This is a genomic window from Mycoplasma sp. 1578d, assembly GCF_024582695.1.
GTDB lineage: Bacteria > Bacillota_I > Bacilli_A > Mycoplasmatales > Metamycoplasmataceae > Mycoplasmopsis.
Genome location: NZ_CP102081.1, coordinates 668663 through 684949 on the forward strand (window position 1 = coordinate 668663; position 16287 = coordinate 684949).

General features: G+C 29.4%; 15 protein-coding genes and 3 tRNA genes. All 18 read right to left on the reverse strand.

The window, feature by feature from the left end; genetic code table 4:
* Positions 1-135 precede the first annotated feature (135 nt).
* The 18 genes from NPA11_RS02675 to NPA11_RS02760 all read right to left on the reverse strand — a co-directional run bounded on the left by NPA11_RS02675 (position 136) and on the right by NPA11_RS02760 (position 16287).
* Positions 136-1137, reverse strand: a complete 1002-nt coding sequence (locus NPA11_RS02675; RefSeq protein WP_257043342.1) for an NAD(P)H-dependent glycerol-3-phosphate dehydrogenase — start codon at positions 1135-1137, stop codon at positions 136-138.
* A 50-nt stretch (positions 1138-1187) separates the two neighbouring features.
* Positions 1188-1262: transfer RNA gene (locus tag NPA11_RS02680), tRNA-Trp, on the reverse strand.
* A gap of 23 nt (positions 1263-1285) precedes the next feature.
* Positions 1286-1513: an acyl carrier protein gene (locus NPA11_RS02685; protein WP_257043343.1), complete on the reverse strand. Its 228-nt coding sequence runs from the start codon at positions 1511-1513 to the stop codon at positions 1286-1288.
* Between the two features lie 23 nt (positions 1514-1536).
* Entirely contained in the window at positions 1537-1944 is a 408-nt protein-coding gene (locus NPA11_RS02690; protein WP_257043345.1) for an MHO_1590 family protein, read from the reverse strand.
* Complete coding sequence (locus NPA11_RS02695) at positions 1937-3043, reverse strand: MHO_1580 family protein (RefSeq protein WP_257043347.1); 1107 nt, start codon at positions 3041-3043, stop codon at positions 1937-1939. Before NPA11_RS02695 ends, NPA11_RS02690 begins: the two co-directional genes overlap by 8 nt.
* Complete coding sequence (locus tag NPA11_RS02700) at positions 3027-3350, reverse strand: MG284/MPN403 family protein (protein WP_257043348.1); 324 nt, start codon at positions 3348-3350, stop codon at positions 3027-3029. The genes NPA11_RS02695 and NPA11_RS02700 overlap by 17 nt, the downstream gene beginning before the upstream one ends.
* Positions 3351-3419: 69 nt before the next feature.
* Complete coding sequence (proS, locus tag NPA11_RS02705; RefSeq protein ID WP_257043350.1) at positions 3420-4856, reverse strand: proline--tRNA ligase; 1437 nt, start codon at positions 4854-4856, stop codon at positions 3420-3422.
* 72 nt (positions 4857-4928) lie between these two features.
* Positions 4929-5003: transfer RNA gene (locus tag NPA11_RS02710), tRNA-Gln, on the reverse strand.
* A gap of 4 nt (positions 5004-5007) precedes the next feature.
* Positions 5008-5091, reverse strand: a tRNA-Tyr gene (locus NPA11_RS02715).
* Positions 5092-5195: 104 nt separating this feature from the next.
* Positions 5196-7919, reverse strand: coding sequence for a cation-translocating P-type ATPase (locus tag NPA11_RS02720; protein ID WP_257043351.1), 2724 nt, complete (start codon positions 7917-7919; stop codon positions 5196-5198).
* Between the two features lie 133 nt (positions 7920-8052).
* Positions 8053-9414, reverse strand: a complete 1362-nt coding sequence (gene eno, locus NPA11_RS02725) for a phosphopyruvate hydratase (RefSeq protein WP_257043352.1) — start codon at positions 9412-9414, stop codon at positions 8053-8055.
* Positions 9415-9549: 135 nt separating this feature from the next.
* A complete protein-coding gene (locus NPA11_RS02730) occupies positions 9550-10917 on the reverse strand; it encodes an MSC_0618 family F1-like ATPase beta subunit (RefSeq protein ID WP_257043353.1) in 1368 nt (455 codons plus the stop codon).
* Positions 10917-12449 (reverse strand): MSC_0619 family F1-like ATPase alpha subunit, encoded by a 1533-nt coding sequence (locus NPA11_RS02735; protein WP_257043355.1) that lies wholly within the window; start codon positions 12447-12449, stop codon positions 10917-10919. The genes NPA11_RS02730 and NPA11_RS02735 overlap by 1 nt, the downstream gene beginning before the upstream one ends.
* Positions 12439-14466 (reverse strand): MSC_0620 family F1-like ATPase-associated subunit, encoded by a 2028-nt coding sequence (locus tag NPA11_RS02740; protein WP_257043358.1) that lies wholly within the window; start codon positions 14464-14466, stop codon positions 12439-12441. The genes NPA11_RS02735 and NPA11_RS02740 overlap by 11 nt, the downstream gene beginning before the upstream one ends.
* Positions 14457-14915: an MSC_0621 family F1-like ATPase epsilon subunit gene (locus tag NPA11_RS02745; protein WP_257043360.1), complete on the reverse strand. Its 459-nt coding sequence runs from the start codon at positions 14913-14915 to the stop codon at positions 14457-14459. Before NPA11_RS02745 ends, NPA11_RS02740 begins: the two co-directional genes overlap by 10 nt.
* Positions 14908-15603, reverse strand: coding sequence for an MSC_0622 family F1-like ATPase gamma subunit (locus NPA11_RS02750; protein WP_373457158.1), 696 nt, complete (start codon positions 15601-15603; stop codon positions 14908-14910). Before NPA11_RS02750 ends, NPA11_RS02745 begins: the two co-directional genes overlap by 8 nt.
* Positions 15600-15797 carry a hypothetical protein gene (locus NPA11_RS02755; RefSeq protein ID WP_257043364.1) on the reverse strand — a complete coding sequence of 66 codons (198 nt, stop codon included), beginning with the start codon at positions 15795-15797 and terminating at the stop codon, positions 15600-15602. Before NPA11_RS02755 ends, NPA11_RS02750 begins: the two co-directional genes overlap by 4 nt.
* A complete protein-coding gene (locus tag NPA11_RS02760; RefSeq protein WP_257043365.1) occupies positions 15778-16287 on the reverse strand; it encodes a DUF2714 domain-containing protein in 510 nt (169 codons plus the stop codon). Before NPA11_RS02760 ends, NPA11_RS02755 begins: the two co-directional genes overlap by 20 nt.

The following is a 16287-nucleotide window of genomic DNA, read 5'->3' on the forward strand; positions in this document are numbered from 1 at the left end:
CCCTTCATTTCTTTTTTAAAGATGTACGCAATTAGTATATAAATTTTACCATAAAAGAAATTTATTTGTCCGGTTTTTTAAATATTTTGAATATTGTCAAAAATTGAATAAAAAAATCAGATTTAAACCTGATTTTTAGTATTCATTTATCAAAAAGTCAGTCAGTAAAATCGGTTCTTTGGATCCGTTCAAAACTGCGATAATGCTTTCTAATAATGGGATGTTTTTAATGTTATTAGCTTGAATTATTTTGCTCAGTGCTTTAGCACTTGAAAACCCTTCTACAGTAACCCTTTGCATTTTAAGTGCTTCTTTAAGACCGTTTTCAGCAACTGCATATCCAAAAGTAAAATTACGGCTCTGAGTTGATGAACAGGTTAAAAAAATATCACCAATTCCCACCAATTCAAAACCAATATTAGGATTTGAATTTGGTTTAATTTGTTTAATCACACTTAAAATTTCTTTAGTTCCAACCGAAATTAGTGCAGAATGGGGATTTTTACCTAGATGAGTGAAAGCTGAAATTCCAATCCCAATTGCTAGCACATTTTTTAGTGCCGCAAAAATTTCTCCAGCATATTCGTCTTGACAAGGAACTAATTTAAAATAATTATTATTAAATTTTGAAATTAATTCGTGTTCAAATTCTTGATCTGAAGCAAATACATTAATGAGCGTTAAATGTTCATTAAACACTTCAGTAGCATATGAAGGTCCAGCGAAAGTTGCAAAATATTTGATATTTCGCTTGAGTTTGGTTTTAATTAAATCAGATAAAAAATCACCAGTTTGATCATCAAACCCTTTTGAAACATTGATAATATTCACTTTACGTTTTTTGAGCAAAGCTGAAATTTGTTTTAACGCACTTCTTATGGCAACAGACGGAATTGCAATGACAAGAGTTTGACAATCTTTTAAAACAAATGATAAATCATTAGAAGCTTGAATTAAATCTTTATTTGCAAATGATCTTGAGCCAAAAAATTTACGGTTATATCCTTGATTAATTTCATTGATTTCTTCATTGTTAATTCCGTACATTTTAACTGAATGACCATTTTGGGCTAATAAATTGGCTAGTGCACTTGCTCAAGCACCAGTTCCAATAAAGGAAATATATTTTTTGCTCATATTTTAAATTATATTATTTTGTACATCTTAAGTTCAGAGAAATAAAAAAATGGCAGGAGTAGCAGGATTCGAACCCACAACACACGGGGTTGAAGCCCGTTGTTCTACCGTTGAACTATACTCCTAAGCCTAAGCTATATTATTATAGCTATTTTTTTAAATTTTCAATCAACAAAATAATATCGCTAATTTTTTTGATATTTTTAAGTTCTTGATCTGGAATTTGAATATCAAACTTTTCCTCAGCGTCAACAACAATTTCAACTAAATCAAGTGAATCGATTTGCAATTCTTCTAATAAAGTTTCATGATTAAAAGATTTCTTAGTATATTTTTTTAATTCTTCAAAAACAATTTCTTTTACTGATTTGCTCATAATTAAATTATATTATTAATAAATTAATCATAATCTAATTTAAATTTATAAGATTTAGTATATTCTTTGTCCTTTGAAATAATTTTAATATGAATGTCAATTTCATATTCACTGATAATATTTCAGTGAAAATTAATATCGCCTTCAGGGATATTAATTCGCTTTGCTAGATCGTTAATTAACTCATAAACAATATCTTCATTTAAAATTTTCTCCCCATCTTTTGTGGATAAAAATTCTTCAAAATAGTTTGGTTCTAATTTAGGGAAGATATTATATTCTTCTTTGACTGGTTCTTCAGTTTGTTTTTGTATTTCAGTTTTGCTTGGTTTTTGAAAATACTTATAAGCATAATATCCGCCAATACTCATTCCAATTGAAATGATTAGAATTAAAAAATATTTAATCTTATTATTAAATGAATTATTCATCTTTGCGTTTTGAGTAAATTAACAATGAAGTAATGTCAGTAATCTTTTGTTTTAAATTAAAATCAATTACTTTATCAATTGCAATTTGAAATGAATTCTGAGTATCTTCAAAGTATTTAATTTCAATTATTTTTAAAAATCGCTTTGATTTTTGTGAAAATTGAGAATTTTTATTCAAAACAATATTACGAACGAAGTTTAATTTAAATTCTTTAAATTTAATTGAAATTTCACTACTAAAATTACCTGAAAAATATTTTGGAAGAATTATTCCGCGTTGTGAATTGCTAAAATTACTAATCGAAACATTGTTATCTGTATTAAAAGTGTTGTAATGGAACGGCAATTCATAAGTATTTCAAATGTCTTTTTTAGAATCTCAATTACTTGAATTAAGATTTAGATTTTTGTAAGCTATATTAAGTTTTCCTGAAATGAATTTGTCAAATGCAACGGTTACCCCTTCAATTTGTGGTGCTGATTTGTCTTTCCGTTTTTTTGTGAAAATTCGGTTAAATTGAGGATTATAAAATATTTTTAAATTACCTAAATTATTAATTCTTTTTTGATTAGATAAATCATTAATTTGAAAATTAACATTTAGGTAATTTCTGTAGATTTTATAATTATCTTTTGAAAGAACAAAATTGTATTCGCTCACAATTTTAGCATTGGAATAAATATTTTTCATAACAATATTTTGCTCAATATTATCAAAATCTGAAAAATCAATGTAAAATACACCGATGTCTTTTTGGTTCTTTTTAAAAACTATTACAATGTTTTTTATTTTAGAATAAGTAAGGTTAATATCTTCAAAACCTAAATTAAAGTTTTTTAAATTGTAGTTAAAATGATCAACAATTACCTTGTTGTTAATCAAAATTGATACAGAATATTGATTTTTATCATCATTTTCTAAATTTGAAGCAAAATTAAGATCAAAAAACCCATTGCTCATAATTTTATCAATGTTAAAATAAGCAATAAAATCTGCTGGTAAATCTGTTGAAATTCATTTACATTGAACTCTTTGATTGTCTAAAATATACGTACTCTCATCACTCAACTTGTGCTCGTAATTAATCGGATAATCCATAGATTAATAAGCAATTCAAAAAATTATTAACGGCTATTTTGCGTTTTTTGTAATATGTCGAGCGTGAAAAATAGCTTATATATCATTTCTCGTCTCCACGATTTTGTGGAGTAAGTAAAATTTTGTGATCGATTTTATCTAATTTATTAATACAAGAGTTAATTTTTGAATATACAATTGAATCTACCGATTTTTCTTTTTTAAAATCTGTAAATTCATTATTAAACGTATTTCAAAAGAAAAGTATTTGTTCAGCTAAATTAGATTTGATTTTTTCTCGTTTATTTAATGATTTTTTATTTTTCATAATACCTCTTTTACTTAGTAATAAGAAAAATTGAAAAAATCAAGAAAAAAACTGTAATTTTTTACAGTTTTAATATGCTTTTGCAAAAAGAACGTATCGATTCGCACTTGCTTGACACTTAGTGAAGATGCATTTATTTTCCTTGTCTGGTTTGTTAAAATCTTTTGGCACACATCTTGCAGTAGCTCCGGTTTCTTCTTTAATTTGAATTTCAGCATAATCCGAGCAACAAAATGGTGCGATAACAAATTTTTGTTCTGCAATAGCTTGTTTGAAATCATTATAATTATCAACAAAAACAGTGTTTGCTTCAAGACGGGCTTTAGCTTGTTCATATAAATTATCGTGAATTTTATCTAATATTTGACCAATAATTTTCTTAACTTGGTCAACTGGAACCAATTCTTTTTCAAGGGTGTCTCTTCGAATTAATGTAACCATATTATTTTCTAAATCTCTTGGTCCAACTTCGATTCGTAGTGGAACACCTTGAATTTCGCTATTTGAAGCTTTGTATCCTGGGGTTTTATCACTTCGATCAACTCTGACACGATATTTTCTTGATAAGACTGTATTTAATTGGTCAACTACTTGCTTAACTTGTGGGTTTTTGTCTCCAAAGAGTTCTAAAATATCAACTTGAATTGGAGCAACTCATGGTGGAATAATAATTCCGCGATTATCTCCATGTGTCATAATAATAGCTCCGATTAAACGGGTGGTAATTCCTCAAGAAGTCCCGTAAACAAACTCTTTTTGGTTATTTTTATTTTTAAATTCAATTTGGTATGGTTTAGAAAAGTTTTGAGCTAAATAATGACTAGTTCCAGCCTGTAGAGCCTTTCCATCTTTCATCATTGCTTCAATAGTATAAGTTGAGCATGCTCCGGCAAATTTTTCATGTGGAGTTTTTTTACCCACAACTACTGGGATAGCTAAATAATTTTTTAAAAACTTAGCATAAGTCCCTATCATAGAACGAGTAAACTTTCTTGCTTCCATTGGGTCAGCATGGCATGTGTGCCCTTCTTGTCATAAAAATTCACGGCTTCTTAAAAAAGGGTTGGTAGTTTTTTCTCAACGCAACACATTAGCTCATTGATTATAAATGATCGGAAGATCATTGTATGAATCAATTGATTGCTTGAACAATTCGGCAAAGAGTACTTCTGAAGTTGGGCGAATATATAATTTTTCACTTAGTTCTTTAGATCCAGCATGAGTTACAGTTGCTAGTTCGGGGTTAAACCCATCTAAGTGTTCTTTTTCAATTTTAAAAAGTGATTCGGGAATTAAAAGGGGTAAATAAACATTTTGCACCCCTTTTTCTTTTAAAATCTTATTAAAATGAGTTTGAATTAATTCTCAAATCCCATATGAATTAGGAAGATAAATGACACTCCCTTTCGTTGAACCATATTTAATTAAATTACCATTCTTAACAACGTCAGTATATCATTTTGCAAAGTCTTGCTCTAAAGGAGTGATTTTATCTAGTTTTTTCATATTATTACATTATATAGAAATTAAGCTGTTTTAAGTGCAAAACCGTATAAAAAAATCACCATAATGGTGATATGGCTGCCCCAGTTAGATTCGAACTAACGCATGGTGGAACCAAAACCCACTGCCTTACCGCTTGGCTATGGGGCAAAAATGGTGGGGGGAGAGGGATTCGAACCCCCGAATCCTAAGAAAGTGGGTTACAGCCACCCGCATTTGGCCGCTTTGCTATCCCCCCATTTTTGAGTTGTTGCTTTATTATTATATAACAAAAATTTTAAAAGCAAACTTTTTTCAAATCTATTTTGCGATAAAAATAAGGGGATGTCCTCCCCTTATTAATTAAACTAATACTTCCCTTTTAAAAACATAGGTATTTAAAGCTTTTGCAATTTCATTATAAGCAATTAAACCAAATCCAAAGAAAAGTGGAATTATTCAAAATAAGCTTGATTTAGCATATGTTTGAATTGATGAGTTTTTAAATACTTCGGCAAAACCCGGAATATAAGCAGAAGTAAGTACGCAAATAAGAGAAAATGAACACGCTACATAAACAAGATAAAATTCTTTAATTGAACATTTAAAAATACTTTTTGAACTCATTAAATTAATTGAGTTAAGTGAAGCTCCAATTCCAAGAGTGACAAAACAAGCTGTGGCGGTAATTTTTACAAATTCTTCACCCTTAATTCCTTGTTTACTTGCAATTACTCCAACAATTAAATAAGCTAAGAGTGCAAAAAACGAAAGAATAAATGATTGTGTAAGTAATTTTTTACCCATTCCTGAAGCAAACACACTATCTCTTTTATTGATTGGTTTTTCTTTCATAACGTCAATTCCACTCGGTGTCATTCCTAGTGCAATAGCTGGCAATCCGTGAGTAAGTAAATTTACTCAAAGTAGTTGCGAAGCTGAGAGTACAAAAAAGCTGATTTTTTCTCCATCTTGACCATTTTCACCAATAGTATCTTTAAAAATAAATCTAAATAAGAATAATCCAAATAGCATTACAATGATTTCAGTTACTGAAGAAATAAGTAAGTTTAAAATTACTGTTTTAACTTTTTTATATGTTTCACGGCCCGATTTAACAGCATTAACAATGGTATTGAAATTATCATCAGTTAATATCACATCAGCTGCTTGCTTAGAAACTTCAGTTCCAGTAATTCCCATAGCACAACCAACTTCAGCTGCTTTAAGAGCTGGAGCATCATTGACTCCATCTCCAGTCATAGCGACCACTTTATCGTGATATTGTCATGCTTTAACAATTCTGAGTTTATCAGAAGGATTTACCCGAGCATAAACTGAAATTAAGTGTACATTGTTTCTTAATTCTTCATCACTCATTAAAGCGAGTTCTTCGCCTTTTATTGTCTTATTACCTTCTTGATAAATATTTAATTCTTTCGCTATTGCTACTGCTGTTGTCAGATGATCTCCAGTGATCATTACAGTTTTAATTCCGGCTTGGCGAGCTTGTTCAATACTTTCTTTGACACTTTCACGTGGCGGATCAACTAGTGCGATTAATCCAAGAAAATTAAGTTGATTTTCATCATCATGTGAAATAGTTTCTTGCGAATCAGGAATTAATTTATAAGCTATCGCAATTACCCGATAAGCTTTCCTTGATCATTCTTCATTAAGAATTTTTGCTTGTTCTGGTAAATTATTGCATTTACTAAAAATCACATCTGGTGCACCTTTAGTAATCAACGATTTTCCATTTGAACCCTGAATAAGAACTGACATACTTTTACGATCACTATCAAAAGGAAGCGAGAAAAGTTTTGGATATTTTGCTAACACTTCTTGAGCGTTTTGATTATGTTTAATTCCATAACGCAAAATAGCTGTTTCTGTTGGATCCCCTGCTTCACTATATGTTCCATTACTTTCTAAATGAACTTGAGCATCACAACAGGCTATAAATGAAAATAATGCTTTTGATTTTGTAGGTTCATTATCTGGATATTCATAATCTCAAAAATCTACTACCTGCATTTTGTTTTCAGTTAATGTCCCGGTTTTATCAGTACAAATAACTTGAGTTGAACCTAATGATTCAATTGAAGGGAGTGATTTAATAATTGCTTTTTGTTTGGTCATATTTGCTACACCAATAGCTAAAAGCACAGTAGTAAAAGTAATTAATCCTTCTGGAATGGCGGCTACAGCAAGGGAAATTCCAATTACCAAACCATCTGAATAAGTTGATGCTTCACTTCAAGCACCAAAAAATCCATTTAATAAAATTTGAATTAAGGTCGTCAATAAAAATAAGACTACTCCAGAGATTCCGAAAATTCGACTAAGATTATTAAGTTTTATTTGCAATGGAGAAAGAGCAATTTCTTGCTGATTAATTAATTTATTAATTTTTCCGAGTTCAGTTTTATTCCCAGTGTACTCAATTAACGCAATCCCGCGCCCATTAGTGACATAAGTTCCTGAAAAAACACGATTTAATTGATCCCCTAATGAACTGCTTTTAATATCATTTTGCATGACCATTTTGGCTACTGGCAATGATTCCCCAGTTAGAGCTGATTCGACAATATTGAGACTAAAAGCTTCGATTAATTTACCATCAGCTGGTACATAATCACCAGCTTCTAAAACAACTAAATCACCTGGGACAATTTCGTTGGCTGGAATAATAATCATTTTCCCATTACGAATTACCTTAGAGTTAAGTTGATTATTTTTTTCAAGCGTTCTAACTGCTTGATCGCTCTTGTACTCTTGATAAGTACCTAACATACTATTTAAAATAACCACTATTAAAATAATAGTTGGCTCAATATAACCAATAATAATTTCTATTCCTTTACTAGATCCGCTAGCATGATGATAAATAGCAACCGCAAACGAGACAGTAGCTGCAATTAAAAGCAAAATAATCATAAAATCTTTAAATTGAGCTAGAAAAGAATTGATAAAACTAAATTTTTTATGGATTTTAATTTCATTAAAACCATATTTGGCTTGCTGATCTAGTACTTGTAAATCAGTTAAACCATTTGTTAAATCTGTTTTCACTTGATTATCCATCTCTCTCCTTTTTTTTAAAACTGGTCTATAAAATTGTAAAAGCGATTAAGAAATCGCTTTTATTTTATTAATTAACTACATAATAAAAATTTTATTGATCAATAATTGTGTTAAAAAGTTAATTTATAAACAATTATAATTTAATGTTGTAAAACGCTTTTTCGCCATCAAATTTTGAACTTGAACCAAGTTCTTCTTCAATAGCAAGTAAACGATTGTATTTAGCAATACGGTCAGTTCTTGACATTGATCCAGTTTTGATTTGACCAGCATTCATTGCTACAGCAATGTCAGCAATAGTCGAGTCTTCAGTTTCTCCTGAACGATGTGATACTACAGCAGTCATATTTGCTTTTTGAGCCATTTGAATTGCTTCAAAAGTTTCAGTTAATGTTCCAATTTGGTTAATTTTAATTAAAATTGAGTTCATTGATTTTTCTTTAATGGCACGTTTTAAAATTGAGGTATTAGTTACAGTAAGGTCATCACCTACAATTTGAAGTTTGTGTCCATATTTAGCTGTAAATTGTGCAAATCCTTCTCAATCGGCTTCAGCTAATCCATCTTCAATTGATACAATTGGATATTTATCTACTAATTTTCCTAAATAATCAATCATTTCACTAGTTGTATAAGTAAGTTTAACCTCTTCAAGGTGCTCAAATCCAGGTTTTTTCTCTTCAATAGCTTGTTTAAGTTTTTTGAAAGTATAAACTCCGTCTTTGTAAAGTTCGCTTGAAGCACAATCCATTGCAATCGCAACAGCTTTATCTCCGCTTTTTGCTGGTACATAACCTGAAACTTTAATTGCTTCAACTAAAAAATCAAGAGCTTCTTCATGTGATTTAAAGTTTGGAGCAAATCCTCCTTCATCACCAACTTGAACTCCATGTCCAGCTTTTTTAAGTAATTTAGCAAGATTGTGGAAAACAAAGTTAGCCATTTGCATTGATTCTCTAAAGGTTTTAGCTCCTACAGGCATAATCATAAACTCTTGAAAGTCAATAGTGTTTGAAGCGTGTTCTCCACCGTTAATTACATTTAACATTGGAACTGGTAATAAATGTCCATTAAATCCACCAAGGTATTTGTAAAGTGGTAATTGTAATTCATTAGCAGCTGCACGAGCTACAGCAAGTGAAACTCCTAAAATGGCATTTGCTCCCATTTTTTCTTTATTAGCAGTTCCGTCGAGAGCAATCATTTTTAAATCAATTCCCCTTTGATCAGTAACTTCCGTCCCTAATAATTCAGGTGTTAAGTCATTGTTAACATGGTCAACAGCTAACATAACTCCTTTACCACCAAATCAATTACTTTCATATTTTGATCCTTTATCTCTAAGTTCAAGTGCTTCTCTAGAACCAGTTGAAGCTCCTGAAGGAACCATTGCTGAACCATATCCTTCATATTCAGTCCATACTTCAACTTGCACAGTTGGATTACCACGTGAATCAAGAACCTCACGAGCGTGAATTTTTTTAATTGCTGACATATTTCTTCTCCTTAAAATTATTAATATTTTGAGTTATATAAAACGTTGTTTTAATTATATTCTTTTTTTGAATTTGCTTCAAAAGGATTTAAATTTAGTTGTTTTATGTTAAAAAATGAGCTTGAAGCTCATTTGTTATTTTTTCAGTTTATCTAGTGATTCGGTTGAACCAATGTATGAAAAGTGCTCTGGCGATAAATGAAGATAATCTCCACGAAGAATTTTAATAACTGATTGGACGGTTTTTTGTAGTGGTACAAACACTCCAGGAGTATTTCTAAAGTGTTCAGTCATAAAGAATGATTGTGAGAAAAAGTTTTGTAATTGGAGTGCTTTTTTAACTATAGTTTGCGATTCTTCGTCTAATTCATCAAATCCAAGAATAATCATTACATCTTCAAGCTCTTTGTATTTTTGAAGCACAAATTTAGCTTCTAAAATAGCATTATAATGTTCAAGTCCGATAATATCTGGATTCACATTAGTTGATGAAGAAGCTAGTGGATCAAAGGCAGGAAAAATATTTTTAGCTGTGATTTCACGTGATAAAAACATTGATGCATTTAAGTGATTAAACACAGCTACAGCTGAAGGATCATATAAATCATCCATTGGTAAGAACACAGTTTGAAATGAGGTAATTGAACCATTTTGATTACTATAAATTCTTTGTTCTATCTGTGAAATTTCTGTGTTTAAGGTTGATTGATACCCTCCAACTGAAAGTTTTTTATCAAGCGAAGAAGAAGTTTCATTCCCTGCTTGAATAAAACGGAAAATGTTATCAATGAATAAGAGCACATTCTCTTTTTGCTCATCTCTTAAATACTCAGCAGCAGTAATTCCGACCGGAACAATACTCATTCTAGCTCCAGGGTTTTCATTCATTTTGGAAATAAACATAATCGAAGAATCCATTAAATTGGAATCTCTTAAATCATCATATAACTCAATTGCTTCACGTGAACGTTCTCCTGAACCCACAAAAATAGCTGAGGTATTATTTTGTTGTTTAGAAAGGTTGAAAATGATTTCTTTCATTAACACGGTTTTCCCAACTCCAGCACCACCGAAAATACCAATTTTTGATCCATCTAAAATTGGAATGAAGAAATCAATAGCTTTAATTCCTGTTTCAAGAATTTTATATTTATTTTCATAATTAACATTTGGCTTGTTGGTTGAATTCATTTCCACATATTTAAGTTTTTTGGTTGGTGTTTTATTAAGTGGTTGGCCGAGAATATCGAAAATTAATCCTTTCGAACTTTCGCCAACTGGCACCATAAAACCGTGGTTAAGAGCTTTGATTTTTCCATTGATTGAAAAATCGCCTTTTTGTTTCACGATTATAGCTAAGATCGCTTCTTGTGAAACAACTTTTTTTACCAATAACACTGAATCATTTTCATCAACTAGCAGAGTTTCTAATAAAGGTAAATTATTTTTCTCAAAAGTAATTTCAAGAACATCACTTCATACTTTAGTTATTTTTCCTTGCATTATTTTGCTCCTTTAAATGATGAATGAATTTTACTAATTAGTGCTGAATTTAAGTTTAAATATTCTTTTGGTGCGACAATATTTCAGTTTAAATTGTGCATATCTGAATAAGTTTTAAGCAAGAAACTAAAATAATCTTTTGGTGCAGTTTTATCTGAAATTTTGCCTTGAATAATATTATTAATTAATTCGGTTGACACTTTGTCTTCTTTGACAAATTTAATAATAAATTCAATTGCCCGTTGCATTTGATTTTCTTTTAAATTATTTAAAATGTTAAATTGAATAATTTGCGAAGTCAGAAACAAATCATATTCATCATAGGAAGTAATTCCTTTTTGGTTGAATAATTTTTCAATCTGAATTCCGGAAATAATTAAATTATTAACTTCTTCATTAAGATCGTATTTAAGAGCAGCTAATTTAGTTTGACGTTTAAAAGCACGGTAAATTGTATTGATTGTTTTAGTCGTTTGTGAAATAATCGGTTTTTGTAATCTAGTTCCAATCCGAGACACTGATAAATCAATGTTAATGGCAGGATATTTATTTAAAGCAAATAACTCGCTGCTAGTAACAATTTGCCCATCAGTAATTGAAATTACATTTGAGGCAATTAGTGAGGTAATATCATTGTCAATAGTTTGCAAAATTGGAAGAGCACTAATACTTTTACGTCCAACAAATCTTCCGCTTCGCTCAAGTAAACGTGCATGAGCGTAAAACATATCACCTGGATAAGCTTCTTTCCCAATTGGTTTTTTAGTTAATAAAGCAATTTCACGGTACACATTAGCATGTTTAGTTAAATCGTCAAAAACAATTAAAACATCGTCAAAATATGAAAGGTTTTCAGCATGGGCCATTCCAATATATGGAGCTAGATATTGCTCAAATGGATTTTCAGGCGAAGCATTAACAATAATAGTGTAATCTAGAGCATTATGTTCTTTTAGAGTTTGATAAACCCAAGAAACTTGGTTTTGAGTTTGGCCTATAGCCACATAAATACATTTAACGTTTTTGTCTTTTTGGTTAATAATAGTGTTGAGTGCAATAAAACTTTTTCCAGTTTGACGATCTCCGATAATAAGTTCTCTTTGACCTTTTCCAAGTGGAATTAGTAAATCAACAATAGCATATCCTGTGTTTAATTGCTCAGTAAGAGTTTGGTATACCATTAAATCATTTTCAGCTTGAATGGTTTTTGATTGTACGTCTAAAAATTGACTTGCTCTTACACCAATTGGGAAAATAATGTTTCCGTGAATATCAATTATTTTCCCAAAATATTCAAGCGAAGTTTTTACTAATTTATTTTCTTGAGCTGGAAGTACTTCTGAACCGACTAAAAACTTTTCTTTATTAGTGGTACATAAACAAAAAGCTGTATTTAAACTAGCACTTATTACCATGAACTTAACATTCGGATTATTCTTAAGAACTAAAAAATCCCCTTGAGTAAAACTATGGTTCCCTGAAATTTGAACAATATATTCATTAATTGAAGTAATTTGTATTTTATTTGTCATTTTGTTCCTTACTTAATTTGCGTTTAGCTAATATTTTTTTAAACATTCACATTAAAAACATCCCAAGTGCTCCAAGCACACTAATACCAACAAATGTTCATAATAAAATATCATTTAAAGAGGTCTTATCTTGATAATTAACATTTAAATCTTGATATGAATTAGTAAATGGCTTAGCTTGAGGATCTTGTTTATCTTTTAATTCTTGGGTTTTAGTGAGTGCTGATATATTGTTAATTTGTTTATGAATATCAGTTAAAACTTGAGTATATTCTTGATAATCCTTTGCTGAAAAATTAGACTTAATTGCAATAATTTTAAAAGTTTTTAGCATTGAATTTAAGCTTTTAAAAGATGAAATTAAATGATTTACATCTAAATCCAAGTTTTTGAAATTTTCCTCAATTTGTTTAATATTTTTTTGAGCTTGAAAATTAAGATTTTGATAAAGTCGCTCATAAGCATTAGCTAGATAATTAAAAAACTTATATTCATTAATTTCTTGTACAGCAAGAGAATTAACTAAAAGTTCTCTGGCTTTTTGGGTTAATGCTTGATTAGTGATTGAACCATCTAGTGCAGAAAATGTGGTTTTTGATTGATATTTAGCAACTAATTGATCTACTTTTTCTCGAAATGGAGCTGTGTTAATTAATTTAACACTTGAAAAAACTTGATTAAAAACAGTTTGAGCTAAGAGATTGCTTCCTAATGATTTATAATCGTGTTTTTCATCTAGATTGAGTGCTTTTAGAAATTCTCCAAACACTTCAGAAAATTCCTGGTAAACTTTTTGATAGCTTGCACTTTGTTGTGCACTAGCATATCTTTGAACTTGAACAGTATATTGTGTCGCATTACTTGGATTGGTTTTTTCAAGTAATGAAACAGTAGCAATGAGTTTGTTATCTTTTTCTTCTAAACCAGTAACCTGATATGCAAATGAATTTAAAATTGAATTTTTAAATCACACGTACTTACTATTAAACACTTCGCTGTTAGCTTGAAACAATGCAACTAAATCCTTATTTGAAGCATTGGCTTTCTCAAAACCTAGAACCGGTGCCAGTCTAGGTACATTTTCTACACTGGGTTCAGGTGTTGGTGGAATTCCTTGATCAGGATCATTATCAATTAATGGTGGAACTGTGTTTGGAAGTGGGGGTTGTTGTGGTTGTGGTTTGGGTTGATTTTGTTGATTAAATAAAACATTTTGTTCTAAGTCATAACTTAAAAATTGTTTATTTATTTTTTGTTGAATATATTCATTTCAACTTTTAAATCCTTCAGGGAGCTTGAGATCGTATTGCGAATTTTCTTGAAGTACAAAATCAGTTGTGTCTGGGAACTTTGGTAAATCATCTGCGTTAATAAAAATTTTCTCAGTTTGTGCACTAATACCTGAAAAATAAGAATTAGTAGTTTTTAAAACTTCATCTTCTTGGGCAGTATTAATGGTAAGTTTGTTATCCTTATCTTCGATTTTAACTGAGTTTTTAGGATCAAGCTTGACGACCACATCATAATTAGTTGGATTGCTTTCTCCTATAATTGTTGGAGCATATTCTTTGTTGTTATATTTAACCGTTCCAAAATGGTATTGTTTGGCAACTAATAGTTTTGGGAAAATAGTATTAAATCCAAATTTTTCTGGATTTTTAACAATTTCTTTAGTATTTTCTTTAATAAAATTGGCAACTTTTTTATAGTAAGCTATTTTGACTAATAATTCATTAGAAAGTGGTTTTTCAGCTAAATCCTCAATCCTTTTAATCGCGTTAATTATATTTCCTTCAACCCGATCCAGTGCACTTAAAAATTCTTTTTCAATAACCTTTTCCTGTTTAGGTTTGATTTGATCATAATTAGGAGGTGTTTTAGGAGTTTCATTTTTATCTTTTTTGTCATTTTCTTTTGGGGGCTGAGTATTATTGATTGGATCTGCCGAAACACTAAATACAGTTGGAATTGTTATTAATGGTGAAGCTAATGAAAATAAAATTCTTTTTAATTTCATGGGAGCTCCTTTTTGATTAATGAATAATAAATTTGGGTTTTTAAATAAAATTCATCCCTTTTTAGTAATTCATACTTAGTTTCATCCACATTAGTTCAATTAAACATTTTCGCTGTTTTGTTTGAAAGAATTTCTTTTTTAATAGCAGCGTATTTTTCTTTAATTTGTGCTAAATATTTTTTATCCTTTTTTTGAATAAAACTATTTAAATAAACATCATAATGAATAGTTGCTTGATCTTGATCATATTTTAAAAACAAATTATCAACTAATAAATAGTAATTTTGTTCATCGCTTAAAGTTAGTTTGAGCAAAATATTTTTATAGCTTACAATTGAATTGGGTTTGATTTTTATCCACTTATCATTAAGTGTTTTACTTACATTAATGTCCTTAACCATGATTCAATTAAGGTTGTTTTTTGTTGAAACAAAGTTTAATCTAACCATGATTTACCTCATTTTGCGTGTGAATCAAATCTTTATCAGGACTCAAAATTGAAATTTCTTCAATTTCTAGATCTTTTTTAGTACGAAGATATAAAATCTTATGTTTACGGATTCTTTCCTCAAGATCATTAAGCGATTTATTTTGGGCCACAAGATTATATTTTTCTTTAACTAGTGCCGATTCCATTAATAGAGACATTGTTGAAAAAGTTAAATAATGTTCAAATAAAGATTCAACAAATAAGTTAGGTTCAGGGTGAATTTTATATTTACTCAAATCAAAAGTATTTGAAATTCCTTTTTGGGAATAATAAGTTAATTCAAAATTATTTCTTTCAAGCGGAAACAAGGTAATGTATTTTTGTTTAAGCTTTGACGAATTAATTAGAAAATTAAGTTCAGAAATTTTATATTGCTTAAAAATATTAATTATTAATTTAGGTAAAATTTCAATTAATTTTGCTACATGATTACTTTCATGTTTAAATAAAATTTGTTCTTTCTTTGCTATAGGAAGTGTTTGGGCTTTTTCTCCAATTAGAATAAATAAATCCTTTTCCATATTAGCAAATTGAGTCAAAGTTTTATAGTGTTTTTGATATGAATTGGTACCATATTTTTCTTCTTCAGTAATATAAACTCAAATTTTTTGTCCTTTATTAATATGAGCAATTCCGCTTTTACTTAAAAAGAATTGTCGATAAGAAAATTGTCATTAAGTAAAGTAATTAAATCTTTAGAAAAATTGGATCTTTGTAAATAAAACAAAATTTCTTTTGATAATTTTAGGATATTAACCAGAGTAATATTTTTTTTAGATTCAACAATTTTGTAAATTTTATCTAAGTTGTTTTTCTTTTCTTTAATTTTCTTCAGATTCATTGCCTAAAAACTCCTGACTAAATAAAATTTTATGAGCATTGGAAGATCTATCTTTAAAAACAACAATATCTTTGATAATTTCAAGTTTATATCCATTATTAATCAATCCATCAATAAAAACATTAAACTGTTCTAAAATAGTATTTTGCTCTGGGTTTGAAGCATTTTTAAAATTAATGTCTAATGCATTAGTGTCTGGATTTGCAATCGTTGGAACTAATTTAGTAAAGCTAAATTTAGGGTTACGATTTCAACGAATTGAAAAACTTTTGAATAAAGCATTTTTTTGTGTCTGTTTGAAATTATTCAATTGATCCACAATTTTAAATCACATTTGATTTTTAGTACTTAAATTATGATTAATTTCAAAAGTATTGAGTAATTTCGAAAAATTAACAAACTCCCTTTGACCAATAAGCTTTTGATAAGCTTGGTAAATCGATTCTTGATATTGAGTTTGTTCTGGATTTTTTGTTTTTTTCTTAAACAT